The organism is Caballeronia sp. GAFFF1 (assembly GCF_023630705.1).
In the GTDB taxonomy this organism is placed as follows: domain Bacteria; phylum Pseudomonadota; class Gammaproteobacteria; order Burkholderiales; family Burkholderiaceae; genus Caballeronia.
In genome coordinates, this window is record NZ_JALQEM010000032.1 from 120,622 (window position 1) to 147,085 (window position 26,464).

The window sequence follows — 26,464 nt, forward strand, 5'->3', positions numbered from 1 at the left end:
CGGGCTTTTACGTGAATCTGACTCCTGAAAAAGAAAACGTCTCTCGCGCTGATAACCCGACATCCGCCCATCAGTCTCTGACATTCGAGCACTGCCGCGATCCTGAAAGCATTCGCGCTCTCGAAGCGGAATGGAGCGCATTATATCGCCGTATCGACGGCGAATATTTTCAGTCGTTCGAGTATTGCTATAGCAGCCTGATGTGCGAACACGTCGGCACGCGGCGCAAACCGCATTGCGTCGTCGCGAGGCGCAATGGAAAAATGGTGGCCGTGTGGCCGTTGCTCGTGTCTTATCGCAATTGCTGGAAATTCGCTGAACCGCTGACACCGCAAAACCGTTCGCCGAGCGATATTCTCGTCGCTCCGGAAATAGACGCGCAGCAAATCGTCGAAGCGCTGTACAAAGAGACTGTGCGCGCCACGCGCGCCGACGTTTTCGAGTTATGGCGCATTCGCAAGACTTCGCCGCTCTATGCGTGCGTCAAGCGCCATGCGGTAATTCGCCGCGAAGAAGAGGACCTCACGCCTTACGCGGCGTTACGCGGCGTTCAAGAATGGGATGCTTTCAGCCGCTCGCGGTCCGGAAGAGAAAAGACCAAGCCGGAGTACCTCAAGCGGCGGCTGGCGAAGGAAGGACAGTTCAAAATCGAATTAGTCGAGGCTTCCGATCCGCGCCTCGAATCGTTCATCGAATGGTTCGTGGTTCAAAAGCGAAAGTGGGCGACCGAGAAAGTCGGAGAGAGTCTATGGACATTTTCCGATGCGAGCCTCAAATTCTGGAAGGCGCTTCTTTCCGGCCCGGCCGCGGCGTCCGGAATCTTTCGGCTCTTCGTCATGACGTTCAATGGCGAGCCGGTCGCGGCGAATATCGTTTCGATGAATAGCAATACCTTCTATCTCATCGCGATTACTTACGATTTGAATCTCAAGAAATTTTCACCCGGCACCATTCTCGTCGATGAATGCGTGAAATGGGCATTCGAACATCATTTGGACTTCGACTTCGGTCCAGGCGAGCAGCGCTATAAAACGTCCTGGAGCGGCGGCGAGTCGTATCCCATGTCGTCATTCATGGTGCTCGCGACGCCATGGGGACAAACCGGTTATATGACGAAGCAATTCGTCAAACAGACGCGGGAACGCGCCATGCGCGTCGTGAATCGCGTCGTGAGAAAATCGGTGGCGCCGGCGACGCCTGAAAGCGATTAGCTGTCCGTTTAATGAATCTCGAAGATAGTCGTATCCGCAGCGCTACAGAAAAAGGAAACTGCTCATGACTCAATCCGCATCGAACAATCTGGCCGGCAAGACCGCGCTCGTCACCGGCTCGACGAGCGGTATCGGCCTCGGCATTGCCACCGCGCTCGCGCAAGCGGGCGCGAATCTCGTGCTGAACGGCTTCGGCGACGTGAGCGGCGCGCTCGCGCAGATCGAGGCAACCGGCGCGAAGGCCGTGCATCACGCGGCCGACATGACCAAGCCCGCCGAGATCGAGGCCATGATCGCGTTCGCGGCGGAACGCTTCGGCGCGCTCGACATTCTCGTGAACAACGCGGGCATTCAGCACGTCGCGACCATCGACGAATTTCCGGTCGAACGCTGGGACGCGATTATCGCGATCAATCTGAGTTCCGCTTTCCACACGATGCGCGTCGCGCTGCCGGGCATGCGCGAGCGCGGCTGGGGCCGTGTCATCAACATCGCGTCGGTGCATGGGCTCGTCGGCTCGGCGGGCAAGTCGGCGTATGTCGCGGCCAAGCACGGCATTCTCGGACTCACGAAAGTGGCGGCGCTGGAAAACGCGCGCACGGGCGTGACCGTCAACGCCATTTGCCCCGGCTTCGTGCTGACGCCGCTCGTGCAGAAGCAGATCGACGATCTCGCCGCCCGCGAATCGCTCTCGCCCGACGCCGCCCGCGCGAAACTGCTCGGCGAAAAGCAGCCGTCCGCGCAGTTCGTCACGCCGACGCAGATCGGCGACATGGCCGTGTTTCTGTGCTCGGATGCCGCGAGCGAGATGCGCGGCTCGGCGTTGCAGATCGACGGCGGATGGAGCGCGCAGTAAGCGCGTCGCGCGCCGCCCCGCTGCATGGGGCGGCGTCGCGCCGTTCAACGACGGAAGCAACGCGGAGCAGCGTCTGACCAGACGCACGAAGTCGCATGACGGCGCAGCCTGCAAGCGCGCCGCGCTTGGTACTATCGGGACATTGCCAACGAGGAGTGTCTCCGATGACCGCTGAGAACAATCGCGCGGAAGAAGCGCGCGCGATGGAACGTATCGTCAACGCCACGCGGCAAGTGCAGTCCGCGTTCGTCGCGCTGCAGAAGCAGTTCCCGCCCGAAGGCGACGGACGGCCCTCGCAGATGGCGCTCCAGACGTTCGACGCCGCGCTGCAGGAACTCGAAGACGCGCAGGCCTCCTTCGACACCATGCTCAACGATCTCTTCGACGGCAACCGCTAGGCGTCGCCCAGTACGTTGCGCAACGCGGGCACGTCGGCCTGCGCGGCGCGGCTGCGGTCGTCGACCGCGGGCGCCGTCGCCTGCGATTCGAGGCCGGCCCACGACACGCCATCGGTGGACTGGCGGCGCGCGGCCGCCACGCAGGCATCGACCAGTTCCTTGAACGACACCGCCGCCGAACTCGTCCGCACGAGCACCTCGCCTTGCAGCGGACTCTCCGCGACCACGAGCCCGACGATCAACTCCGCCGCAGGCGCGCGCTGATGCAGCCGACGCAGCAGATTGCGCAGATACGGCGGTGATTCGGCGGCATCGAACGAGACGACGCAGATGATCGTCACGCCCGACAAGTCCACTTCGCCGAAGCGCCCGCGCGAGAACCGCTCGTAGCCGGTCAGATCCGCGCCCAGCCCGTGTTTGCGGAAAAGCTGCACGGCGATGGTCGCGGCGAGATCGTCGAGCGGACTTCTCCCGGCGATGCACAGCACCGATGCCGTGTGCCCTTCCGCGCCCGCGTCGAAGTATTCGGGCGGCGTCTCCGATGCGATTGCTGCCGTGTCGTCGGCGGCGAGGTTCACGAGCGGCTCTTCCTTGCGCTGAACCACGGGCGTCACGTCCTCGGCGTCCTCCAGCCCTTCGATGATGTCGAGCGCCGATTCGTTGATGCGCTTCAACTGGTCCGCCGTCACGACGCCGCGCAGCACGTCGTTATGCGCGAGGCGCAAGCCTTCGAGCGCGACTTCGTCGTAATACGCGACGAGCGAGCGGTCCTTCAGCAGCGATTCCGCCTGCACGAGCGCCTCGTCGGGATCGTTGGCGAGCAGGCGCTGATAGAAGTTTTCCGCCGGTGTCAGCGCGGGCCGGTCGCCGAAAAGCACATCCAGGAATTCGAGGCGGTCCACGTGTCGCCCGAGAATGACGAGGCAAAGCGTGAGCGGCGTCGAAAGCACGAGGCCGATCGGCCCCCAGATCCAGCTCCAGAAAATCGCCGCGACGATCACCGCGAACGGCGAAAGTCCCGTGCTGTGTCCGTACAGGAGCGGCTCGACGACCTGCCCGGCGATGATGTCGGTCGCGCCGTACAGCACGATCGTCCAGATCAGCATGGTCCAGCCCGGCCCGACGGCCGCCGCGAAAATCACCGCGAGCAACGCGGCAATCCACGTCCCGACATACGGCACGAAGCGCAGGAGCGCCGTCATCACGCCGAAGAGCAGCGCGCCGGGCACGCCGATCACCGCGAGCCCGATGCAAATGACGATTCCCACGCCGACATTGATGCCGAGTTGCGCCAGAAAATAACGCGAGAGGCGGCGCGCGGCTTCGTCCATCGCGGTGGTCGCGCGGTGCAGGTCGCGCGAACCGAAGAGGCGTATCAGCCGGTCGCGCAGGTCTTCCCGCTGCAACAGGATAAACACTGCGACGACGAGCACGATGCCCGTGGTTTCGAGCGGACTAATGACGGGCGAGAGAAACCGCTGCGCGAGTTCCAGCGGGGACGGCGACGGCTCGTGCACTTCGACGGGCATCGGCTGATCGATGGGCGAAGCCGCCGGGTTGTCCTCGTTCGCGTGGGGTTCCTGCTCGCGCGCCGGCGACAGACGCTTCAACGCACGCGACGCGTGCCCGAGAAACGCGTCCGCGCGCCCGACCGTCATGCGCTGCACGCTGTCCACCTTGCGCTCGACGGCCACCTGATACTTCGGCAGATCGCTCGCGAGTTGCGCGACCTGCGCGCCGATCAGCGCGCCGACGGCCGTGAGCACGGACAACGCGACCACGACCGCCACGATCACCGACGGCACCTGACCGAAGCGCAGCCGCCGCAGGAAATCGACGAACGGCGCGAGCAGAAAACTGAGCAGGATCGCGAGGATGATCGGGATCATCACTGCGCGCCCGAAATACAGGGCGCAAATCACGACGACGACCGCGACCAGCGACGCCAGCGCGCGCAGGCCCGGCGCGTCGGGCGGCAGGATCTTCGCAGGAGGCCGGCGTGGGCCGGGAAGTGGAGGCATGGAGTCGGCTCGTAGGAAATACTTTCCGAACGAAGCAAGGCGCGTGCCGGTGAGCGTTTTCGGGAGCGTTTCTCCAAATGGTGAGCGAATACGGGAGAACGCCCGCGGATTGATCTGGGAACGAGAACAGTGATTTGATTTCCGCTCGTATTCTGCTTCATGACGCACAAACCCATACTTCTTCTTAAGCGACCGGGATTTCCCCGGTGGTCTACATGAGAGGAGTTGCCATGAAGCTCTACCATCACCCGCTTTCCGGACATTCGCACCGCGCTCGTCTCTTTCTGCATCTGCTGAACATCGAGCACGACGAAGAGGAAGTCGATCTCGGCGCCCGCGCGCACAAATCGCCCGAATTCCTGCGCCTGAACCGCTTCGGCCAGGTGCCCGTGCTGGTAGACGGCGAGCATGTCATTCAGGACTCGAACGCGATCCTCGTCTACATCGCCAAGAACGCGGGCGCGACGCAATGGCTCCCCGAAACGCCCGCCGAAGCCGCCGCCGTGCAGCGCTGGCTTTCGGTCGCGGCGGGGCAGATCGCGTTCGGGCCGGCGGCCGCGCGCCTCGTCACGGTGTTCGGCAGCAAGTTCGACGTCGATGAAGTCATCGCCCGCGCGCATGCGGTGCTCAAGGTGATCGACGACGAATTACAAAGCCGCGACTGGATCGCGGATATCGGCAGCGCGCATCCGACCATCGCGGATATCGCGCTCTACAGCTACATCGCGGGCGCGCCGGAAGGCAATGTCGATCTGTCGGGCTATCGCAACGTGCTGGCGTGGCTCGCTCGCATCGAGGCGTTGCCGGGTTTCGTGCCATTCCAGAAGACGGCCGCTGGCCTGCGCGCCTGACCCCTTGCCGGAGACGACGATCATGCCTGCCACCGCTTCGATTACCGCGCCTTCGCCCTGGCATCGCGGCGAAGTCGAGATGCAAACCGCCGCTGGCGTCGCGGAGCGCATGCACGACGTCGGACAGCGCGTCGTGCGCCGGTTCATGCCGGAACAACATCGGCAATTCTTCGCGCAGTTGCCGTTCATCGTCGCCGGCACGGTCGATGCCGACGGCGACGCCTGGGCCACGTTTCTGACCGGCAGCCCCGGCTTTTTGAGCACGCCTGATGCGACCACGCTCTCCGTCGAGCACGTTCGCGATCCGCTAGACCCAGCCGACGCGGGTCTTGCGGACGGCGCGTCGGTCGGCTTGCTCGGCATCGAGATGCATACGCGGCGGCGCAATCGCGTGAACGGCGCAATTCATCGCGACAACGCTGCTCATGCGCACGCATTCGAGGTGGCCGTCGAGCAGAGCTTCGGCAATTGTCCGCAGTACATTCAGTTGCGCGACTTCGCGTTCGTGCGCGACGCGTCGGCGCCCTCGCCGTCCAGTCCCGTTTCGCTCGATGCGCAGTCGCCGCGCATGCGGGCGATGATCGAGCGCGCCGATACGTTTTTCGTCGCGTCGTACTTCGATCGCGAGGACGGGCATCGTCAGGTGGACGTGTCGCATCGTGGCGGCAAGGCGGGCTTCGTGCGCGTGTCCGACGACGGCGCGCTCACCATTCCCGACTTCGCGGGCAATCTGTTCTTCAACACGCTCGGCAATATCGCGGTCAACGGCCGGGCGGGACTCGTGTTCGCCGACTTCGAAACCGGCGACGTCCTGCAACTCACGGGCGATGCGCAAGTGCTGCTCGACTCGGCCGAAACCGCCGCCTTTCAGGGCGCCGAGCGCCTGTGGCGCTTCGTGCCGCGCCGCGTTGTGCTGCGCGAAGACGCGCTGCCGCTGCGCTGGACGTTTCGCCGCGAAGGCTGGTCGCCGAATTCGCTGATGACGGGCGACTGGAACGAAGCCGCGCAGCGCATGAAGGCCGCGGCGCTCGCGAATGCGTGGCGGCCGTATCGCGTGAGCCGCATCGTCGATGAAAGCGACGTGATCCGCTCGTTCTGGCTCGAACCGTCGGATGGCGCGGGCACTGTGCCGCACGCGGCGGGCCAGCATTTGCCGGTGCGCGTCACGCTGCCGGGCGAAACAAGGCCGCTCGTGCGCACGTACACGCTGTCGGTCGGCCCGGCGGACGGCGTGTATCGCATCAGCGTGAAGCGCGAAGGCCGCGCGTCCGCCTATCTGCACGACGCGCTGAAAGTGGGCGACATCATCGAAGCGCGGCAGCCGGCGGGCAGCTTCACGATCGATCCGTTCGAAGCGCGCCCCGCCGTGCTGCTGGCCGCGGGCGTCGGCATCACGCCGATGCTCGCGATGCTGCGCCACGTCGTCTATGAAGGACTGCGCAAGCGGCGCGTGCGTCCGGTCTGGCTGATCGCGTCGGCGCGCACGCTTGCGAACCGCGCGTTCGCCGCCGAGATCGACGCGCTCGCTCAAAGCGCGGGCGGCGCGGTCAACGTGATACGCGTGCTGAGCGACCCGCAAGGCGCGCAACTCAAGCGCGATTACGACGTGTCGGGCCGCATCGACATCGATCTGCTGACGAGCTTCCTGCCGTTCAACGACTACGACTTCTATCTGTGTGGACCGGGCGCGTTCATGCAATCGCTCTACGACGGCCTGCGCGCTCTCAACGTTGCGGATACGCGCATTCATGCGGAGGCGTTCGGTCCTGCGTCGCTCGTGCGCTCGCCGGATCGCGGCGTCGAGGTGAAGCCGATGCGCCCGCCCGCCACCGAAGCCGTGCCTGTGCGCTTCGTGAAATCCGGCCGCGATGCGCAATGGCAGCCCGCGAGCGGCACGCTCCTGGAACTGGCCGAAGCGTGCGGCGTGGAAACCGAATCGAACTGTCGCGGCGGAACGTGCGGGACGTGCAGAACGCGCATCGTGAGCGGCGCGGTGTCGTATGCGAGCGAGCCGGCGTTTCATGTCAATGACGACGAAGCGCTGATCTGCTGCGCGCGCCCCTCAGCGGACGCCGACGCCCCGCTGCAACTCGATCTGTAAAGCAATGCGCGATTGCGGGACGCCCCGGCATGCACGAGAATGCACGGCAACTTTCTCGCCCGCTTCCCGCATCCGACATGGACCGTTTTCAGGCAATGTCGACCTTCGTCACGGTGGTCGAAACAGGCGGCTTCGCGTCGGCCGCGCGCAAGCTCGATGTCTCGCCTTCGGTCGTGAGCCGCGTCGTGACCGAACTCGAAGAGCGGCTCGGCGTGCGCCTGCTCACGCGCACCACGCGCGTCGTGCGCCTGACCGACGCCGGCAGCGGCTTCTTCGAAGACTGCCGGCGCATTCTCGGCGAAGTGGACACCGCCGAGCTCGCCGCCCGAGGCACGCATGCATCGCCGCGCGGCGTGCTCTCGCTAACCGCGCCCGTCTTGTTCGGCCGGCTGCATGTGACGCCCATCGTGCTCGACTATCTTTCGCGTTATCCCGAGGCCGATGCGAACTGCTGGTTCGTCGACCGCGTGGTGAATCTCGTCGACGAGGGCATCGACGTGGCCGTGCGCATCGCGGAGCTGCCGGATTCGTCGCTTCAGGCGATTCCAGTCGGCCGCGTGCGGCGCGTGCTCTGCGCGTCGCCCGCCTATCTCGGGAAGCACGGCACGCCATCGCGCCCGGAAGACCTCGACGCGCACACGATCATTGCGTCTACGGGATCGTCGTCGCCGCCGGAATGGCGTCTTCACGATGGCGATCGCACCGTGATCGTCCGCACGCGAGCGCGCTTCATCACGACGACGAACGATTCGGCCATCGATGCGGCGCTCGCGGACTTCGGTATCGCGCGGCTCCTGTCGTATCAGGTGGCGCAACACGTAAGCGAAGGCCGGCTCGTGATCGTTCTCGACGAATTCGAGCCGCCGCCGCTGCCTATTCATCTCGTGCATCGCGAAGGACGCCACGTCACGCAGAAGGTCCGCGCGTTTCTCGATCTGGCCGTGGCGACGTTGCGCTCGGATGCATCGTTGCGCTGATCGCGCTAAACGAAGCGCGTGGCGGCTTCGTGAATCTTTGAGGAATCGAACGCCCGTTAGCGCGCGAGCCGTGCAAAATGGCGGCAAACCATGCAACATAGCTCTCTTCGGCGTATTTGCGCTCCCAGCCGCGTTCCGGCTCGACGAACCGGCTCTTCCGAACCTCAACGGCTCACGCACCATGACGAACCCGACCTCTCCCACCAATGAACGCCCGCTCGACATGATCATCTTCGGCGGCGGCGGAGACCTGGCGGCGCGCAAGCTGCTGCCCGCGCTTTACATGGCGCACTCGCACTGCAACCTGCCCGCCGAGACGCGCATTCTCGCGATCGGCCGCAAGGACTGGACGCGCGAAGATTATCTGAAGAACTTCATGGAGAAGCAGTCGCGTCCGTTCATCGACGAGGGGGCTTTCGATGCGCAGTCCTGGGACAAATTCCTCGCGCTCTTCGACTACGTGCGCGTCGATGTCGAGAATCCCGACGACTTCCGCCGCCTCGCTGAAGCCACGCGTCCGAACGTGCAGCGCGTGTTCTACCTCTCGACTTCGCCCGAGCTCTTCACGACGATTTGCGACAACCTCTCGGCGGCCGGCATCGTCGACGATAAAGCGCGCGTCGTGCTCGAAAAGCCGCTCGGCCATGACCTCGCCTCTGCGCGCGCCATCAACGACGCGGTCGGCCGGCACTTCAAGGAAGACCAGATCTACCGCATCGACCATTATCTCGGCAAGGAAACGGTGCAGAATCTGATGGTGCTGCGCTTCGGCAATCCCATTTTCGGGCCGCTGTGGCAGGCGCCGTACATCAAAAGCGTGCAGATCACGGTGGCAGAAACGGTGGGCGTGGGCAGCCGCGCGGGCTTCTACGATCACACCGGCGCGCTGCGCGACATGGTGCAGAACCACTTGCTGCAACTGCTGTGCATCGTCGCGATGGAGCCGCCCGTTTCGCTCGATCCCGACGCCGTGCGCGACGAAAAGCTGAAGGTGCTTAAGTCGCTGCGCCCGATGACCGTCTCCGACACCGCCCGCGACACCGTGCGCGGCCAGTACGCGGCGGGCGCGGTGGGCGGCGAGCCGGTCAAGGGTTATCTGCAGGAAGACAACGTGCCGCCCGACAGCCGAGCGGAGACGTTCGTCGCATTGCGCGCGCATATCAACAACTGGCGCTGGGCCAACGTGCCCTTCTTCCTGCGCACCGGCAAGCGCATGCAGACGCGGCGCTCGGAAATCGTGATCGACTTCGCGGACCTGCCGTTTTCCATCATCCCGAGCGGGCCACGCAACTATGGCAACCGTCTCATCATCACGTTGCAGCCGGAAGAGTCCATCCAGTTGCAGATGCTTGCGAAAGAACCCGGCAGCGGCATGCAGATGCTGCCCGTGAACCTGAATCTCGATCTTCAGCAGGCCATGACCCAGCGCCGCGCGGAAGCCTACGAACGCTTGCTGATCGACGTGATTCGCGGGCGGCTCACGCACTTCATGCGCCGCGACGAACTGGAAGCGGCATGGGCGTGGGTCGAGCCGATTCTCAACGGCTGGAAGGAACTCGGCGACCGGCCGCGCGGCTACACGGCGGGCACGTTCGGGCCGGCGGCGTCTTCCGCGTTGATGGCGCGGGAGAATCTCGCGTGGGCGGAAGAAGGTTGATTCAGCGCATCGCGGGGCGCGCCGCGCGCCGCGATGCCAGCGCCTTTTCCGCGGCCATCACCGCCGCAAGCACGCCGATTCCGCACAGAATGCCCGCGAGCCGAAGCGCCGCGGGCATCGGATCGGACGACCACTGGTGATCCTGCACGAACACCATGATGAACGCGATGGTGAACTGCCGCCCGACATAGCTCGCGCCGTGCGTGCCTGTCTGCACATGACAGCCGATCCACACGCCCGCGCATAGCGCGAGCATGCACGCGATGTCGCTGTCGCCGATCAGCGGCAAAAGCGCAAGACTCGCCGCGCCCGCGATCAGGCAGCCGAGCATGCGCTGCACCATGCGCGACGCGATAGGCCGCCGCGTCGGCTTGCCGAACGCCGCTGCAGGCAGGATCAACACGGCAATCGCCGTGACCATCGCCTGCGCGAAGCCGGGCAAGTTCCACGCATACGCCACCGACGCCAGTATCGCCACCGACCACGCCGCATGCCACGCGAGGCGCTTGCGCATGGCGCGGGCGGACTGCATTTCTTGCTTCGCGCTGAGTGCCTGCAGACTCGTGGTCGCATTCGACGGAATGACCGAGACGGCCGCCGTCTCGTGGCTCGATCCATCGACGCGATCCGCCGTCGACGACGCCCTCGCGCTCGATACGGGCGGCGCGCCCCGCGACTTCCGATACTGCTGCGCCGCCGCGTGAAAGAGCGCGGACACGCCCACGCACGCGAGCGTCCCGACGACGACTTCGGCCACGCGCAGCAACGCGAACGAAGCCGTCGCCGAGGCCGACGCCAGCCGATGCGCCTCGAACGTCACCATCAGTGAGGTCACGGCGCCCAGCACCCACGCATAGCCGGCATCCGACGCAAGCGCGCGATACACCGACACGCCCGCGATCAGCGCCAGCAACGGCACGAAGAGCCACGGCGTATCGCCGATCAGCGGTCCCGCCGTCGCGCCGAGCAACGCGCCGGCGATGGTGCCGAGCACGCGATGCACGCCACGCTGCGCGCAAGCCGAGAACTTCGACTGCATGACCGCGAAGCCGCTGATCGCCGCCCACCAGATGTGTTCGAGTCGAAAGGCGTACGCAAGCGCCACCGCGAGCGCGACGGATGCCATCGCCTGCGTCGCGAAGGACGCGCGGGCGGGCGTCGGCCGGAGGGCGGCGAGTTCGCGCCCGAGCGACACGAATGCCTCGCGCACGAGAGCAGCGAGCGTGTCGAACGCCGCGAAGGCCCCGCGCGACGAGGCGGCCGTGGCGGATGGGTGGTGAATCGTGGAATGATCGTTCGGCATCGTCGGCGGTGGCGGGGTTCTTGTCTGAGCGTAGACGCGGATCGGCACGAGCGCAATGCATCGCGAGCGCATCCGGCAGCTTCGGGACGCCGATGCTATGGTTGAGTGCGCGGCCCCGACAATCCGTTCAACCGGCGCCACGACGAGGACATCTCATGGCGAAAGTACTGGTGCTCTATTACTCGATGTACGGTCACGTCGAAACGATGGCGCGCGCCGTCGCGGAAGGCGCGGGCGGCGTACCGGGCGTCGAGGTCACGGTGAAGCGCGTGCCGGAAACCATTCCGGCGGATCAGGCCGCCGTCATCGGCGTGAAGCTCGACCAGCAGGCGCCCGTGGCCACCATCGACGAACTCGCGAACTACGACGCCATCATCTTCGGCACGCCCACGCGCTTCGGCAACATGGCCGGGCAGATGCGCACGTTCCTCGACCAGACGGGCGGCCTCTGGGTGAAAGGCGCGCTGGTCGGCAAGATCGGCAGCGTGTTCACGTCCACGGCTTCGCAACACGGCGGGCAGGAAACTACCATCACGTCGTTTCACACGACGCTCCTGCATCACGGCATGATCGTCGCCGGCGTGCCGTACGCGTGCGCCGCGCTCACCAGCATGTCGGAAATCTCGGGCGGCACGCCGTACGGCGCGACCACGATTGTCGGTGCCGACGGCAAGCGTCATCCGACGCAGAACGAACTCGACATCGCGCGTTATCAGGGCAAGCACGTGGCTGAACTGGCAGTCAAGATCGCGGGCAAGTAAGCCGCTCGACTGACTGGCGCGGGCCGACACGCTTTGACTCAGTCTGTCGGCGCTTATGCGACAGGTGCGATGCTCGGCGCTCGCGCTCGCCTTGCTGCAAGCCGTCGCGCGGGGATTGGCACGCTCGCTGCATGACGAGAGCGTCGCGCCTTGCTGCCTGCCACTGCAAGGCGCGACCGGACCGGCCGCTTCTTACGCCGGTCCGTTCTCTTATTCATTCATGGTCGCATGAAAGCGGGTATTCCCGGCTCCAAGCGGGCATTCTCGACGGCGCGCTGCCGTGATCTCGATTACGCGAGTGCCGACACTTAACGCGCCGATACGCTGTGCGGCGAAAGCGCGGAACTCATCTAGAGCTGTATCTGTCGCCGGCTGCGGCGCGGACCGCCGCGATCTATCAGGTGAACGGCAGCAACTGCACAGGCAACCGGACCATGTACATCGTCCGGGATTCGCACAACGTCTTGAGACGGCCACACCGAACGACGCACAATGTTCTCGACGTGCGGCGTTCGCGCCTTCGACTGGTTCAATTTGGATGCCTAATCGGATCATCGCTTGAGATCTGCAAACGCCACGCCGCATGCGCCCGCAGAATCGCATGACTATCGCAGCCGGCGCGTGTGCGAAAGCGCAGACGGCGCGACGTTGCTCGTTGCACCAACGCGATCACGCGCCGCCTTGTGTCGAGGACGGTTGCGTCGGATTCGAGGACGCTTTACCGTTGCTCGAAAGTTGCGATGCCTTCGAACCGAAGACGCGCGTCGACCGAGCACTGACGCTCCCGGAAACGCTCACCGCAACCGGATCCCGTAACTCCTCACCTTTGCCAAAGCCGCCACCATGAGCCTGACCGCCTCCGCCTCGCACGACCAGAACCTGCCACCGCAGGGCCTCACGCCCACGCGCGAGCAAATCATCCGGCATCTGCGGCATGCGAGCGCTGTCGCCGAGCGCGCAACGTTGCTCGGACATCATCCGTTCGGCGCGATTCTCGTCGGCCCGGATCAGCAAAGCGTGTTGATGGAGCAAGGCAACGTCGATACCGTCAACCACGCGGAATCGGTGCTGGCCCGCGTCGCGGCGCTCAACTTCACGCCGGACTATCTGTGGAGTTGCACGCTGTACACATCGGTCGAGCCGTGCTGCATGTGCGCGGGAACGGCGTACTGGGCCAACATCGGACGCGTGGTCTACGGGCTGACCGAAGAGCGCCTGCTCGAAGCCACCGGCAATCACGCGGAGAATCCGACGATGAGCGTCTCGTCGCGCTATGTCTTCGACCATTGCCAGAAGCAGGTGGAGCTGATCGGCCCGATCGCCGAAGTCGAGGAAGAAGTGCTGCGCGTGCAGCGCGCCTTCTGGTCTACGCGATGAATCGGCGCACGCAGCAGGGCGCCGCTAGATCACATTGAGCATCGCGAGCGCCGTTTCCTGCAACGGCGGCAATACGCGGGCGAGCGCGGCCTCGCTCGTCTCTTTCCCGATCGGCATGTTCACGGACAGCGCCGCGACCACTTGTCCATGCCGGTTCTTGATCGGCACCGCGACGCCACGCACGCCCACTTGCAACTGCTGTTCGAAGACCACGTAGCCCTCCGCGCGCGCCTGCCGAATCTTGTCGTAGAGCGCGTCTTTGTCGGTGATGGTGAGCGGCGTGAACGGCCTGAACTCCGTTGCGTCGAGCCATGCGCGCACCGCGTCCTCGTCCGTCTTGTAGGCGAGCATCACGAGTCCGGCCGACATCAACGCAGCCGGAACGCGAGCGCCCAGCACGAAGCCGGTGGTCATCACGCGCGAGGCGCCGTTGCGCGCGATGATGACGAGGTCCCATTCGTCCAGCACGCTGACATACACGTTCTCATGGATCAACGCGCTCAGGTGCTGCAAATACGGCTGGACGATGCGCGGCAGCCGCGCCGAGTCGAAGTACGACCAGCCCACGCGCAGCACGCGGGGCGTCAGATTGAAGAGCTTGCCGTCGGTCTGCACATAACCGAGGTGCGCGAGCGTGAGCAGATACCGGCGCGCGGCCGTGCGCGTGATGCCGGTGCGCACCGCCGCTTGCGTCGGGGTCATGCGCGCGTGCTGGTCGTCGAACGCTTCGAGGATCGCCAGCCCCTTCTCCAGCCCGGCGATCCAGTCTCGCTTATCCAGTGCCGGTTTCGTCATATGCGGTTCGAGCCTCTGCTAGTGCTAACCCCCAAAGCGGCCGATTATCGGACGCATGCGTGCGATAATCGCGCACAATTTATCACAAATCATTGCCCGCTCGTGGTTGCGCTCTTATGCTCGTCTCACTTGTAAGGAACACGTTCGCGAGCCTGGCCCGATTGCCTCGCCGCCCGACCACGCGGCGGCGCGAATCGGCAGAAAACGCAGGTAAGAAGAAAGGCACAGGCAGTAGCGGAACCACTCGTTAAATCATCATTCGGAGACACTTCTATGGCTAGCCCTAAGGAAGAGGCGCATGGCGGCCGCCAGGCGAAAAAAGCGACGGCGAGCGGCTGGATCGGCTCGGCGCTCGAGTACTACGATTTCTTCATCTACGCGCAGGCGGCGGCGCTCATCTTTCCGCAGCTGTTCTTTCCGTCGGGTAATCCGAAAGTGGCGATCGTCGCATCGCTCGCGACGTACGGCGTGGGCTATGTGGCGCGGCCGATCGGCGCGTTCGTGCTCGGTCATCTGGGCGACACGCACGGCCGCAAGAACGTGCTCTTGATCTGCATGTTCCTGATGGGCTTCTCGACGATGGCGGTCGGTCTCTTGCCGACGTATCACAGCGTCGGCATGCTGGCGCCCGCGCTGCTCGTCGTGTTGCGGCTGATTCAAGGCTTCGCGGTGGCCGGCGAAATTTCCGGCGCGAGCTCGATGATTCTGGAGCACGCGCCGTTCGGCCGGCGCGGCTACTACGCGAGCTTTACGCTTCAGGGTGTGCAGGCCGGCCAGATCCTCGCGGCTGCCGTATTCCTGCCGCTCGCTGCGTTCATGCCCGAGCCCATGTTCAATTCGTGGGGCTGGCGCGTGCCGTTCCTGCTGTCGGCGCTGGTCCTGGTCGCGGGCTACATCATTCGGCGCGAAGTGCATGAGACGCCCGCGTTCTCGGCGGAAGGCGCGCACGGCGAGCTGCCGAAGTCGCCGATCAAGGAAGCCTTCGCGAACAGCACGCCCGACATGATCCGCGTCGTCTGCATGGCGCTGATGAACGTGATTCCGGTCGTCGCGACCATCTTCGGCGCGGCCTATGCGGTGCAGGCGTCGTACGGCATCGGCTTCCAGAAGAGCGTGTATCTGTGGATTCCGGTCGTCGGCAACATTCTCGCGGTGCTGGTGATTCCGTTTGTCGGCAACCTGTCCGACAAGATCGGCCGCCGCATGCCGATGATCGTCGGTTCGCTGCTCGCGGGTCTCTTGTCGTTCGCGTATCTGTATGCCATCAGCATCCGCAACGTGCCGCTCGCCATCGTCATGTCGCTCCTGATGTGGGGCATCGTGTATCAGGGCTACAACGCGATCTTCCCGAGCTTCTTCCCGGAGCTCTTCCCGACGCGTTCGCGGGTGTCGGCGATGGCGATTGCGCAAAACATCGGCACCACGATTACCGCGCTGCTGCCCGCGCTGTTCGCGGCCGTCGCGCCGCCGGGATCGCCCAACATTCCGCTCACGGTCGGCGCGCTGGCGTTCGGCGTGACGATCATCGCGGCGATCGCGGCGTGGTCGGCGCGCGAGACGTATCGCGTGCGCCTGGACGATCTCGGCAAGAAAGACGCCGTGCCGATGAGCGAACAGGAATACGAACGCATGCGCGCGGATTCGATGGCCGTCGAGAAGGTGGCCAAGGCTCACGCCTGAACCAAACACGCGTGTGATCCATGGGGCCCTTCGGGGCCCTTTTTGTTGCTTCGCGATAACGTGCGAGCCACTTCTTGCATGACGCGGAGGCATGAATGGCGGGGTTCAACGAGCGCATCCTGAACGGCATCAGCGTGTTTGCAGCGATCGTCGATGCGGGCACCTTTGCCGCAGCCGGCGAGAAGCTCGGCATGTCGCAGCCGGGCGTGAGCCGCGCCATTGCGCGTCTGGAAACGCGCCTGAAGATACGCCTGTTCGACCGCACGACGCGCACGGTCTCGCTCACCGACGACGGCCGCCGCTTCTTCGAACAGGTCATGCCGCATCTGGTCGGGCTCGAAGAAGCGGCTTCCACTGCATCGGCCAGCGCAACAGCGGTGCGCGGGCGGCTGCGCGTGAACGTCGACCCGATCTTTTCGCGGCTCGTGCTCGGACCGAAGCTCGAAGCGTTCATGGAAGCGCATCCCGAACTCGAACTCGAATTGCTCACGCGCGACCGCCTGGGCGACATGATCGCCGATGGCTTCGATCTCGCCGTGCGCTTCGGCGAGCCGCGCAATTCGAGTCTCGTCGCGCGCAAGTTGCTGGATACGCCGGTGCGCACCGTGGCCGCGCCGTCGTATATCGCGCGCTGCGGGCGGCCCGCGACACCGCAGGCGCTCGCGAGCGGCGCTCACACGTGCATCGAGTTCCGCGATCCCGAAACGGGGCGGCCGTTCCCGTGGGAGTTTCATCGGAAAAAGAAGCGGCTCACGGTCGACACGCGCGGGCATCTGACGCTGAACGATCCCGGCACGATGTTGAGCGCGTGCCTGTCCGGATACGGCATTGCGCAGATACTCGAACTCGGTCACGCGCATCTGATGGCGCAGGGCGCGCTGATCGACCTGTTTCCGGACTGGCCCGACGAGCGCTTTCCGCTCTATGCGTTTCATCCGTCGCGGCATCATCCGCCGGCCAAAACGCGGGCGTTTCTCGACATGGTGATTGCGTTGACCGGGGCGGATACAGGCGGGTGATCGCGGTGCGTGGCGTTTATCGAAGTCGCTCCGCTCCCGCCGCGTGGTCAGCGTGCGCAGGCATCCGGACGCGCTTTCGTGCCACGACGCTCGGGCGGCACCTTGCAATGGTCGACGCGTTGCTCGTCGCTGGCCTTGTCGCCGAGCCGTTCTTTCAGCGTCTTGGGCTCAGAGGCGGCGGACGCGCTGGCGGCATCGTCGGCATATGAAGTCAGCGCCGATGCGAAGCCGAGAACCAGCAAAGCAATACGAAACCAGCGGTTCATCGTAGTCGAGCCTCGTGAAAGCTCAGAGCGTCACCGGATCGCCACGGCAGCGCACTCCGTTGTTTGCTCTTTCATCTCGACGCCGCGCAAGCCGCGCACCGACACCGCGAGCCCGCCCGCGCCCGCGCGGTTCTCGACGGTCAAGGCCGCTTGATGCCGCTGCGCCACGCGTGACGCAATGGCAAGCCCGAGCCCGCTGCCCTGCCCGTGCGTCCCCGCGCCGCGATAAAACCGGTCGCACGCGCGGTCGATCTCGTCGGGCGGAATGCCGGGGCCCGTATCGAGGACCGTCAGTGCGATGCCGTTCGACTCGCGGCGCAGCGTCACATCGACGCGTCCGCCGGGCGGCGTGTGGCGGATCGCGTTATCGAGCAGATTATTGAGCAGCACGGCGAGCGCATGCGTGTCGCCGAGGATCGCGAACGCGTCGTCCTCGCTGCGTGCATCTTCCAGTTCGAGGCCGAGGTCGATCGACTTCGCCTCCGCAATCAGCGAGAAGTCCGACACGCGCGTCTCGCATAGCGTGCGCAGGCTCATCGGCGCGATGGCCGCCTCGCGTGCCGCGTCCTCGCGCGCCATGCTGAGCAACTGCTGCGCAAGATGAATCAGCCGGTTCAGCCGTCCATCGATTTTGCCGACCGTCGCCTCGTCCACTTTCAGCGAGCCGTCGCTGATGGCGCCTTGTATCTGCAATTTGAGCGCGGTGAGCGGCGTGCGCAGTTCGTGAGCGGCATCCGCGATGAATGTGCGCTGCGCCTCCGACGCCTCGTTGAGACGCGTGAGCAGGCCGTTCAGCGCATCGACGAGCGGGCGCAGTTCGACGGGCGTGCTCGCGGCAAGCGACACGGGCGCGACCGATTCCGGCGAACGCGCGGCGAGCGATCGCGAGAGCCAGCGCACCGGCGCGAGACCGCGCGCCACGACCACGAGCACGATCACCACGATGACCGGTATCAACAGCGCGAGCGGCCAGATGGTGCGCAGCGCGAGCGAAATGGCCATGTCCTCGCGCACGAAGTACGGCTGCGCCACCTGCACGAAGCGATCCGGCAAGGTCATGCCGAACGCGCGCCAGCGGTAGCCTTCGCGCTCGGCGGACCGGAAGCCGTCGCCGAAACGCGGCAGCGCGGGTTCATGCGGCGAGTGATAGATGAGCCGCCCGGTTTTGTCCCAGATGTCGATGACGAGCCGGTCGTCGGCAATGCCTTCAAGGTCGTGGCTGCGCCCTTCCGCGACATCCGAGGCAGTGATGTTGCCCGGTAGCGAGACCGCGACGGTGCGCAGCTCGTAGTCGAAGAGTTCGCCCGCCTCCAGCTGCGCCATGTGGAAGATGCCGTAGCCCGCGAGCAGACACGCCGCGGCGAGTCCGCAGATGAGCCAGCCGAGCAGCCAGCGCCGGATGGAGTTCATCCGATCCTCTTCAGCCGATAGCCTACGCCGCGCACGGTGACGATCTGCTCGGCGCCGATCTTGCGCCGCAGGCTATGCACGTGGACTTCGATCGCGTTGCTGCCCACTTCCTCGCCCCATCCATAGAGTTTCTCTTCCAGTTCCGAGCGGCGGAACACGCGCGACGGCTCCTCGATCAACGCCTGAAGCAGCGCGAATTCGCGCGGCACGAGATTCAGCGCGACGCCGCCCTTCGAGGCTTCGTGCGCGGCCGGATCGAGCGACAAGTCGCCGTGTGTGTAGACGAGCTGCGTATGACCCGTGCGGCGGCGCAGCAGCGCGCGCACGCGAGCGGCCAATTCATCGAGATCGAAGGGTTTGAGCAAATAGTCGTCCGCGCCGGCGTCGAGGCCGCGGATGCGGTCATCCACCGCGTCGCGCGCCGTGAGGATCATGACCGGCGCATGGCCGCCGTTCTTGCGGTAGACGCCGAGGAGATCGAGGCCGTCGCGCTTCGGCAAGGTGAGATCCAGCAACACGAGGTCGTACACGTCATTGCCGAGCGACAATTCGGCCGCGCGGCCATCCTGCGCCCAATCCACGGTGTAGCTGGAGCGGCGCAACGCGGCCAGCACCGTCTCGGCGATCATTTCGTCGTCCTCTACCAAAAGCAGGCGCATGCCCTTCCCCAAGCTTTGACGTCGCGGCCATTCTCCTTGCGTCTTGCTTAAGCGCCACTTAACGCCCGGCACGCCGAACTTAAGCATCGCATAAGCAATCAGCCCGCACTATACCGCCATGCACGCCGCAAACCGTGCGCGCGCATGCGGTGCTGGTCGCGCTGTGCGTCGCGGTCTCCGATGCAGCATGGCGGGCGTGGTGCGCGTCGTACGACGCATCGCGAGGCTGCATTCGACGCCGCGAACAGACCGTGCGCGGCCAATCTCCATCGAGACGATGCGCATGGCTGGCTCCTCGAATTGCATCTCGAACTGCATCGCGCCGAAAGCCGTCGTTGCCGCGGCGGCGGCTGTCGTCGCGGGCGCTTTCGTCGAGAAGTCCACGCGGTCGGGCGTGACTCGGAACTCGCCCGGTCCGGTTCGAGCCCGGCTCATGGCCGGGCTCTTTTTTTGTCCCGCTGGCGCTCGGGCTGGCATTGAGGTGAGGATTTTCGGGAATCGGGTGGAAGAACCGCCTGTCGGCGGGCTTCTGCGCGTGGCTCAGGTGAGGTTTTTCAGGAGCAGCCTGTTTCCCGTTTTCCAGCGGAGCCGCATCAGAACTTCACGCGAAGCTGAAACCCGATAGTAAACGGCAGATCGCTGGACGGAATCGGCGGGATCAGGATGAAGTTCGCGCCGACGCGCTTGTAAGCCACCATTACGAGCGGCGCGGCCACGGGGCCCACCATGTGATCGTGCCCGATGCCCCAGCGGCCGTAGTCGTAGCCCGAGATCAGCCCGCCCATCGCGGCGAGCCGTACGAAGCCCCAATGGAGGAATTCGGGCGCCCAGACGCCGCCGCCATAGAACGACGGTTTCGACAGCGAGTTGCGGAAATAGCCGCCGGTCACGGCCCACTGCGGCGCGAGCCAGCATTCGGCGCCGATTCCCGGGTTGAACTGCTCGAAATGCTTGTCGGGATGAAAGTGGTGCGAGCCGATCATCGCGTCGATCCATAATCCGTCGTCGCACCCTGCGGCCTGCGCGGGCGAAGCCCAGGTGAACGCGGCTGAGACAATCAGCAGCGTGACCGCAAGCCATCGGGAGCGAAGCGGGTAAAAGCGGTGCCGCCACAAGCGCATGTTTTATCCGCCATCGCACGTGGCCATGGCGCCTTTTTGAGATGAGAATCGACGCGAACTCTACCTGAAACGCGTCATTTTCGTTTGCGCGGACGAAATCGGCGTGACGGCCGTTGTATTTCTAGTTGTGGTCTGCTTGATTGTTCATTCGTTGTCGAGAACGAGCTTCTTTCTGGAGTCAGTCCGTGATGAACGCTGCGAGGCACTATCCGGCATTAGTTTGCTCGGTCGCGCTGTTGTGCGGATGCACGGCCTTGAATGTCGTGACGCACCGCGTTTCGGCGAACGAAGCCAGCGTGCCAGTCGGGCGGTATGAACTCGATGCGCATCATTGGAACGTGAGCTTCGACGTCGATCACTTTCACTATTCGCGATTCGTGATCCGCTTCGACAAGGTATCGGCACGCCTCGACTGGAAAGCCGGCGGAATGGCGGCGAGCCCCGTTCAGGCGACCATCGACGCGTCGAGCGTCGACACGAACGTGCCGCTGCTCGACCGCATGCTGAAAGGACCCGACATGTTTGACGCCGCGCGGTATCCGAACATTACTTTTCAGAGCACGACATTCGAGCGGTCGGGCGATAACACCGGCACACTCACCGGCGACTTAACGATTCGCGGCGTGACACGCCCGGTGAAGCTCAACGTCACGTTCAACGGCCACGCTGCAAACCCGCTGACGAAACAGGAGACGCTCGGCTTTTCCGCCGACGGGCATTTCAGCCGCGCGGCGTTCGGCCTGACGACGTGGTTTCCCGCCGTCGGCGACGATGTGCACGTCGCCATTCAGGCCGAGTTCGGGAAGCCGAAGGAATAACTCTGGGGTCAGGCCGCAGTCCAGTCGAGCACGACTTTGCCGCTGTTGCCGGAGAGCATGGTTGCGAACGCTTGCTCGTAATCGTCGACGGCGAATGTATGTGTGAGGATCGGCGACAGATCGAGTCCGCTTTGCAACATCGCCACCATCTTGTACCAAGTTTCGAACATCTCGCGGCCATAGATGCCTTTGATCTCCAGCCCCTTGAAGATAACCTGATTCCAGTCGATGGCAGTCTGCGCGGGCGGAATGCCGAGCAGCGCGATCTTCCCGCCATGATTCATCGCTTCCAGCATGCCCGTGAAGGCGCTCGGCACGCCGGACATTTCGAGACCGATATCGAATCCCTCGGTCATGCCGAGTTCACGCATGACATCACGCAGATCCTCATGCGCGACGTTGACGGTACGCGTCGCGCCCATCTTGTGCGCGACGTCGAGCCGATAGGCGTTGACATCGGTAATCACGACGTTCCGCGCGCCGACGTGCCGGGCAATAGCGGCCGCCATCACGCCGATCGGACCTGCGCCGGTAATGAGCACGTCCTCGCCCACCAAATTGAACGACAGGGCGGTATGCGTGGCGTTGCCGAACGGGTCGAAGATGGCGGCGAGGTCGTCGGAGATGCCGGCGGGAATTTTGAACGCGTTGAACGCCGGGATCACGAGATACTCGGCGAACGCGCCCTCGCGGTTTACGCCTACTCCGACGGTATTACGGCACAGGTGCCGTCGCCCGGCGCGGCAATTGCGGCAGAAGCCACATGTGATGTGACCTTCGCCCGACACGCGATCGCCGATTGCGAAACCGCGCACTTCCTGTCCCATCTCGACAATCTCGCCCACGTATTCGTGGCCCACGTGCATCGGCACCGGCACCGTCTTTTGCGCCCAGTCGTCCCATTTCCAGATATGGATGTCCGTACCGCAAATTGCAGTCTTGCGAATGCGAATAAGGACATCGTTGTGACCGACCTCCGGACGCTTTACGCGGGTCAACGTGAGGCCGGGTGCGCGTTCCAGTTTGGCGAGAGCTTTCATGTGAGGCGGGTCCTGATGTGGGTAGTTGCTGTGTGTCGCGTGTGGGACAGACGGGCCTTTATGCGCATAAAGTCAGGCGAGCGACACCGCTCACTGGATGACACGAAGAGACCTTCCCACACGAGCGAAGGCCTCCACCGCGCGATCAATTTGCTCCGGTGTATGCGCCGCGCTCATCTGCGTGCGAATGCGTGCGCGTCCCCTCGGCACGACCGGATACGAAAAGCCGATCACGTACACACCTTCGTCGAGTAGAGCATCTGCCATACGTGACGCCAACTGCGCATCGCCAAGCATGACCGGAATGATCGGATGCTCGCCCGGGACGAGATCGAAACCGAGAGAAGACATCGCCTGGCGGAATCGGGCGCCGTTCTCGCGCACGCGCGAGCGCAGCGCCGCGCCTTCATCGCTGTCCAGCAACGTGAGCACTTTTAGCGATGCAGCCGCAATGCTGGGCGCGAGCGTGTTGGAGAAGAGGTACGGGCGGCTGCGCTGGCGCAGCAGTTCGACGATCTCTTTATGTGCGGCGACGTAACCGCCGGAAGCGCCCCCGAGCGCCTTCCCGAGGGTGCCGGTGATGATGTCCACGCGGTCCAGCACGCCGCAGTGCTCGGGCGTGCCTCGTCCTTTCTCGCCGATGAAGCCGACCGCGTGCGAATCATCCACCATCACGAGGGCGTCGTAACGGTCAGCTAGATCGCAGATACCCGCGAGATTCGCAATGATCCCGTCCATCGAGAACACGCCGTCAGTGGCGATCAGTTTGAAGCGTGCGCCGGCGGCGTCCGCTTCCTTTAGACGCGCTTCAAGATCCGCCAGATCGTTGTTCTTGTAGCGCAGACGTCGCGCTTTCGAGAGCCGCACGCCGTCGATGATGCTGGCGTGATTCAGTTCATCGCTGATGATGGCGTCCTCTTCGCTCAAAAGCGTCTCGAACAGGCCACCGTTGGCGTCGAAGCAACTCGAATAGAGAATCGCATCGTCGGTTTGAAGGAACTGCGCAATCGCGCCTTCCAACGACCTGTGGACAGTCTGAGTGCCGCAGATGAAGCGCACCGACGCCATGCCGAAGCCGTCGGCGTCGAGCCCCGCTTTGGCGGCCTCGATCAGGCGCGGATCATCGGCTAGCCCCAGGTAATTGTTCGCGCAGAAGTTGAGCACGTCGCGCCCGTCCGCGAGGCGAATCTCCGGCGACTGCGGACTCGCAATGACGCGCTCGTTCTTGTAGAACCCAGCGGCGCGAATATCGTCGATGACGTCGCGAAGATGGGACAAATAGCGGTCTCTCATGGCATCTTCCGGTTGTATCCGCGTGCGCACGCGGCGTGTTAGCCCTGTTATAGTCGAACCATCGCATTGGACACGTTCGATATTTCGAACGAATTTCCAATATAGAGAACACTCTAAGGGTATCGAAGCGTCATGGCAAGTTCGCGTTTAGATCCGATAGTCACGGAACCGACGGCGACTGGGTCTGTTCCGCCGCGCGTCGGCGAGCAGATTCAACGATTGCGCAACGAAAGAAAGCTGACACTCGACGATCTATCCCGAGCGGCTGGCGTATCGAAGTCGATGTTGTCCGAGATAGAGCGGGACCGAGCCAATCCGACTATCGCGGTAGCGTGGCGGCTCACGAATGCGCTCGGTATCAGCCTCGATCAGCTATTTGCGCAACAACGTCCTGCCGAAGCGATCCGCGTCGCGAGCCCGCACGACATACCGACCTTGAGCGGCGACAACGGCGGATATCAACTTCGCGTCTGGGGGCCGATCGAACTCGCGGGAAAGTTCGAGTGGTATGAACTCACGTTGCAGGCTGGCGCGGCGCTCCGATCCAACGCACACGAGCCAGGCACGCGCGAGCATTTGACCGTGCTTAATGGAACGATCGAGGTAGAAGTAGCGGCTTCGACGCGTCGTCTAAAAACGGGCGAGACCGCACGGTATGCGGCCGACGACAGTCACGCCATTCGCAACGCGGGGCGTTCGGAAGCGAAGGCGCTGCTTGTGGTGATTCATGGTTGATCCAGCGGATGGCTCCCCGAACTTTATGCGCATCAAGTTCGGGGTGCATGAGTGCTCATACGAAGCGGGGCGCCTAATTGGACGCCCCGCCTTCAACCATCGGTGCCGGCCGCGCCCCTAATTACGGATTCTTCCGCACGCTGTCCTTCAGATCTTCGCGCACGTCACCCGCGCCCTTTTGAATCTTGCCGGCGACCTGTTGCATGTCACCCTTGGCTTCCTGCGCAGGGTCGTCGGTAGCCTTGCCGACCACTTCGTTGATCTTCCCCTTCACTTGCTCGCCGACGCCTTTTACTTGGTCCTTGTTCATCATGTTCTCCTTGGTTCAGCGTGAAAGTATTGCGTTATGCGTCGTTTGGAACGGTGGAAACCGCTCCAGCGCAGGCTTAGGATGCGTCATCCCGATGCCTTTGGGCAGCCGCGGATGTCTGAACAACGCGTAGGCGGAATCGCACATACACGACGGCCGAACAGCGCGACGCTATTTTCAGGCGCGACGATACTGTATATTTATACAGTACAAGGACCGGTGCGAGGGGTGACAACATGGAGTCAGACGGCGAACATCTGAGCAAAAAGCAGTTCGAGCGGGCCGTGCGCGACCTCGAAAGCATCACGCGGCAAATAGCGGCTCGCTACATCGACAAGGGCGTGCCGCTGACGTGGCGTCTCTTGCATGCGATCGAAGCGGAGGCCGTTGCAGACCTCGGTTTCGCGGGCCGTCACGAAGCCGCGCTGCGCGAATTGTTTGCTCGCCCGCAGAACTTCGCCTATCCCGAGACCGACGACGTCGTGGACATCGCCTCGTCCGACGCTTTGCCTGCGGTGTTCGGCTTCGCCGTCGACGCCTACGAGTGCGCTGCACGGCAGGGCCGGCCGCAACTGGCCATCGCGGGTCATTGATCGAGCAGCCAACGGATGGGCGATCCAACACCGCGCTAACGCCTGGCTTCGCCGATTAGCCGATTAGCACATGGGCGCAGCCAGCGCGCGCAGCGTTCGGTACAGTGGACGCTTGACGCCCGCCACGCGAAGCCCGACCCTCTCTGCAAAGCGAACAGCGTCAGATCGCCCTACGAACACAATGCCGACAACCACCGATCTCTTCGACCAACAGCGCGCAGACTGGCAGGCCGACCCGCACGCTGCCTTCGACGCATGGCTTGCCCAGCAAGAATTCCGCGCGTCTTCGGCCGATGTTTATCGCGCGCAGTGGGGCAACTTCCTCGAATGGCTACAGGCGAAACGGGCGACGCTCCACACCGTGCAACGGCCCGTCATCGAACAGTTTGTCTCGCAGCTCGACATTCGACGTCCGCAGCGGATGCGCTACTTGCGTTTGATCGAGCGCGTGCTCGATCACGTGCGGGAAATCGAGGCCGCGGGGACCAATCCCGCGCGGTTCATCGCGCAGGACGGCGATGCAGCCTGGCGCAAAGCGCGCGACAACGAGCCCACCGGCTTTCTGACGCACGACGAGCGGGCCTTGCTGACCGCGCATCTGTTTTCGCCTCTGGGCGCGCTGCCGGCCGGACAGCGCTGGCGCGAACAACGCGACCGCGCGCTGGTTGCCGCGTTCTTGGGCGCGGGGGTGAAAACGGGCGAGGCGGCGCAGTTGACCGTCGACTGCTACGCGCCGGGCGCGCCCTACATAACGGTCGATGCATCGAATCCGCTCTTGATCCGCCAGGCCCGGCTCGCGCCGTTCGCCGTCGAGTTGCTGGACGGTTGGATCAACGAGCGCCGAGCAGCCGGGCTGGCGGGTGAACTGCTCTTTCCCGCGGCGCCGTCCGGCCGGCCCATGCACAAGGCGACGATGCTCCGCGCCATCGATGCGGTCGTGGCCGAGTCGGGCATGGCAGCGTCTCGCGTGGCGCGAGCCAGTCCGCAGACGCTTCGCAACACCTACGCGGCGGAGCTATTCGACGAAGGCGTCGACCCGGAGCGGGTTGGCCAGTGGCTGGGCTTCCAGCAGATGATTTCTGTGCATCGGCTCCATAGAGCGTGGCAGGACTGGATGGGTGAGCAAATACGGGAGCGCGATCTCGCGCAGGCTCAGGCTGGCGCGAGCGAAGAAGCAGGGCTTACCGGCGTCTGACGGCGCTCCCGAAAACG

General features: G+C 64.3%; 25 protein-coding genes. 15 read left to right on the top strand and 10 right to left on the bottom strand.

The genetic code is table 11. The features are described 5' to 3' along the window. The first annotated feature begins 413 nt into the window (after nucleotides 1–413). The 3 genes from NCR37_RS18865 to NCR37_RS18875 all read left to right on the top strand — a co-directional run bounded on the left by NCR37_RS18865 (nucleotide 414) and on the right by NCR37_RS18875 (nucleotide 2,465). Nucleotides 414–1,211 (top strand): GNAT family N-acetyltransferase, encoded by a 798-nt coding sequence (locus NCR37_RS18865; protein ID WP_250474361.1) that lies wholly within the window; start codon nucleotides 414–416, stop codon nucleotides 1,209–1,211. Nucleotides 1,212–1,275: 64 nt separating this feature from the next. Continuing rightward, nucleotides 1,276–2,067, top strand: coding sequence for a 3-hydroxybutyrate dehydrogenase (locus NCR37_RS18870; protein WP_250474362.1), 792 nt, complete (start codon nucleotides 1,276–1,278; stop codon nucleotides 2,065–2,067). A 164-nt stretch (nucleotides 2,068–2,231) separates the two neighbouring features. Further along, complete coding sequence (locus NCR37_RS18875; RefSeq protein WP_159839271.1) at nucleotides 2,232–2,465, top strand: hypothetical protein; 234 nt, start codon at nucleotides 2,232–2,234, stop codon at nucleotides 2,463–2,465. On the opposite strand, the gene NCR37_RS18880 is transcribed toward NCR37_RS18875, so the two are convergent. Next, nucleotides 2,462–4,486: an AI-2E family transporter gene (locus NCR37_RS18880; protein ID WP_250474363.1), complete on the bottom strand. Its 2,025-nt coding sequence runs from the start codon at nucleotides 4,484–4,486 to the stop codon at nucleotides 2,462–2,464. The genes NCR37_RS18875 and NCR37_RS18880 overlap by 4 nt on opposite strands. 230 nt (nucleotides 4,487–4,716) lie before the next feature. Here NCR37_RS18880 and NCR37_RS18885 point away from each other — a divergent pair, with 230 nt between their 5' ends. The 4 genes from NCR37_RS18885 to zwf all read left to right on the top strand — a co-directional run bounded on the left by NCR37_RS18885 (nucleotide 4,717) and on the right by zwf (nucleotide 10,072). Continuing rightward, nucleotides 4,717–5,337, top strand: a complete 621-nt coding sequence (locus NCR37_RS18885; RefSeq protein WP_250474364.1) for a glutathione S-transferase family protein — start codon at nucleotides 4,717–4,719, stop codon at nucleotides 5,335–5,337. Nucleotides 5,338–5,359: 22 nt separating this feature from the next. Further along, nucleotides 5,360–7,438 carry a 2Fe-2S iron-sulfur cluster-binding protein gene (locus tag NCR37_RS18890; RefSeq protein ID WP_250474365.1) on the top strand — a complete coding sequence of 693 codons (2,079 nt, stop codon included), beginning with the start codon at nucleotides 5,360–5,362 and terminating at the stop codon, nucleotides 7,436–7,438. A 77-nt stretch (nucleotides 7,439–7,515) separates the two neighbouring features. After that, entirely contained in the window at nucleotides 7,516–8,415 is a 900-nt protein-coding gene (locus NCR37_RS18895; RefSeq protein WP_250474366.1) for a LysR family transcriptional regulator, read from the top strand. 181 nt (nucleotides 8,416–8,596) lie between these two features. Then, nucleotides 8,597–10,072, top strand: coding sequence for a glucose-6-phosphate dehydrogenase (gene zwf, locus NCR37_RS18900; RefSeq protein ID WP_250474367.1), 1,476 nt, complete (start codon nucleotides 8,597–8,599; stop codon nucleotides 10,070–10,072). A 1-nt stretch (nucleotide 10,073) separates the two neighbouring features. On the opposite strand, the gene NCR37_RS18905 is transcribed toward zwf, so the two are convergent. Continuing rightward, nucleotides 10,074–11,375 carry an FUSC family protein gene (locus NCR37_RS18905; protein ID WP_250474368.1) on the bottom strand — a complete coding sequence of 434 codons (1,302 nt, stop codon included), beginning with the start codon at nucleotides 11,373–11,375 and terminating at the stop codon, nucleotides 10,074–10,076. Nucleotides 11,376–11,530: 155 nt separating this feature from the next. On the opposite strand from NCR37_RS18905, the gene wrbA reads away from it, so the two are divergent. Continuing rightward, nucleotides 11,531–12,136, top strand: a complete 606-nt coding sequence (wrbA, locus tag NCR37_RS18910) for an NAD(P)H:quinone oxidoreductase (RefSeq protein ID WP_250474369.1) — start codon at nucleotides 11,531–11,533, stop codon at nucleotides 12,134–12,136. 843 nt (nucleotides 12,137–12,979) lie between these two features. After that, nucleotides 12,980–13,513 carry a nucleoside deaminase gene (locus NCR37_RS18915; RefSeq protein WP_250474370.1) on the top strand — a complete coding sequence of 178 codons (534 nt, stop codon included), beginning with the start codon at nucleotides 12,980–12,982 and terminating at the stop codon, nucleotides 13,511–13,513. A 24-nt stretch (nucleotides 13,514–13,537) separates the two neighbouring features. On the opposite strand, the gene NCR37_RS18920 is transcribed toward NCR37_RS18915, so the two are convergent. Next, the gene (locus NCR37_RS18920; protein WP_250474371.1) at nucleotides 13,538–14,308 is read right to left on the bottom strand and encodes an IclR family transcriptional regulator domain-containing protein; all 771 of its coding nucleotides are present in this window, start codon (nucleotides 14,306–14,308) and stop codon (nucleotides 13,538–13,540) included. Nucleotides 14,309–14,581: 273 nt separating this feature from the next. On the opposite strand from NCR37_RS18920, the gene NCR37_RS18925 reads away from it, so the two are divergent. Beyond that, on the top strand, nucleotides 14,582–15,988 hold the full coding sequence (locus NCR37_RS18925) for an MFS transporter (protein ID WP_250474372.1): 1,407 nt from the start codon (nucleotides 14,582–14,584) through the stop codon (nucleotides 15,986–15,988). A gap of 95 nt (nucleotides 15,989–16,083) precedes the next feature. Continuing rightward, the gene (locus tag NCR37_RS18930) at nucleotides 16,084–17,007 is read left to right on the top strand and encodes a LysR family transcriptional regulator (RefSeq protein ID WP_250474373.1); all 924 of its coding nucleotides are present in this window, start codon (nucleotides 16,084–16,086) and stop codon (nucleotides 17,005–17,007) included. Between the two features lie 47 nt (nucleotides 17,008–17,054). Here the strand turns inward: NCR37_RS18930 and NCR37_RS18935 are convergent, their stop codons facing one another. From NCR37_RS18935 to NCR37_RS18950, 4 genes are all read right to left on the bottom strand, one after another. Further along, a complete protein-coding gene (locus NCR37_RS18935; protein WP_250474374.1) occupies nucleotides 17,055–17,273 on the bottom strand; it encodes a hypothetical protein in 219 nt (72 codons plus the stop codon). A 30-nt stretch (nucleotides 17,274–17,303) separates the two neighbouring features. Then, nucleotides 17,304–18,683, bottom strand: a complete 1,380-nt coding sequence (locus NCR37_RS18940; RefSeq protein ID WP_250474375.1) for an ATP-binding protein — start codon at nucleotides 18,681–18,683, stop codon at nucleotides 17,304–17,306. Next, entirely contained in the window at nucleotides 18,680–19,342 is a 663-nt protein-coding gene (locus NCR37_RS18945; protein WP_175940799.1) for a response regulator, read from the bottom strand. The genes NCR37_RS18940 and NCR37_RS18945 overlap by 4 nt, the downstream gene beginning before the upstream one ends. 593 nt (nucleotides 19,343–19,935) lie before the next feature. Beyond that, nucleotides 19,936–20,463 carry a hypothetical protein gene (locus tag NCR37_RS18950; protein ID WP_250474376.1) on the bottom strand — a complete coding sequence of 176 codons (528 nt, stop codon included), beginning with the start codon at nucleotides 20,461–20,463 and terminating at the stop codon, nucleotides 19,936–19,938. Nucleotides 20,464–20,651: 188 nt separating this feature from the next. Here NCR37_RS18950 and NCR37_RS18955 point away from each other — a divergent pair, with 188 nt between their 5' ends. After that, nucleotides 20,652–21,281 carry a YceI family protein gene (locus NCR37_RS18955; RefSeq protein WP_250474377.1) on the top strand — a complete coding sequence of 210 codons (630 nt, stop codon included), beginning with the start codon at nucleotides 20,652–20,654 and terminating at the stop codon, nucleotides 21,279–21,281. 8 nt (nucleotides 21,282–21,289) lie between these two features. On the opposite strand, the gene tdh is transcribed toward NCR37_RS18955, so the two are convergent. Both tdh and NCR37_RS18965 read right to left on the bottom strand, forming a co-directional pair. Further along, nucleotides 21,290–22,321, bottom strand: a complete 1,032-nt coding sequence (tdh, locus tag NCR37_RS18960; RefSeq protein ID WP_250474378.1) for an L-threonine 3-dehydrogenase — start codon at nucleotides 22,319–22,321, stop codon at nucleotides 21,290–21,292. 90 nt (nucleotides 22,322–22,411) lie between these two features. Continuing rightward, nucleotides 22,412–23,614 carry a glycine C-acetyltransferase gene (locus tag NCR37_RS18965; protein WP_250474379.1) on the bottom strand — a complete coding sequence of 401 codons (1,203 nt, stop codon included), beginning with the start codon at nucleotides 23,612–23,614 and terminating at the stop codon, nucleotides 22,412–22,414. A 132-nt stretch (nucleotides 23,615–23,746) separates the two neighbouring features. Here NCR37_RS18965 and NCR37_RS18970 point away from each other — a divergent pair, with 132 nt between their 5' ends. Beyond that, nucleotides 23,747–24,349 (top strand): helix-turn-helix domain-containing protein, encoded by a 603-nt coding sequence (locus tag NCR37_RS18970; protein ID WP_250474380.1) that lies wholly within the window; start codon nucleotides 23,747–23,749, stop codon nucleotides 24,347–24,349. A 121-nt stretch (nucleotides 24,350–24,470) separates the two neighbouring features. Here the strand turns inward: NCR37_RS18970 and NCR37_RS18975 are convergent, their stop codons facing one another. Further along, the gene (locus tag NCR37_RS18975) at nucleotides 24,471–24,659 is read right to left on the bottom strand and encodes a CsbD family protein (protein WP_206469004.1); all 189 of its coding nucleotides are present in this window, start codon (nucleotides 24,657–24,659) and stop codon (nucleotides 24,471–24,473) included. Between the two features lie 236 nt (nucleotides 24,660–24,895). Between NCR37_RS18975 and NCR37_RS18980 the strand changes: the two genes are divergently transcribed. After that, a complete protein-coding gene (locus NCR37_RS18980; RefSeq protein ID WP_250474381.1) occupies nucleotides 24,896–25,252 on the top strand; it encodes a DUF2471 family protein in 357 nt (118 codons plus the stop codon). A 181-nt stretch (nucleotides 25,253–25,433) separates the two neighbouring features. Further along, a complete protein-coding gene (locus tag NCR37_RS18985) occupies nucleotides 25,434–26,447 on the top strand; it encodes a tyrosine-type recombinase/integrase (RefSeq protein WP_250474478.1) in 1,014 nt (337 codons plus the stop codon). Nucleotides 26,448–26,464: the final 17 nt, after the last annotated feature.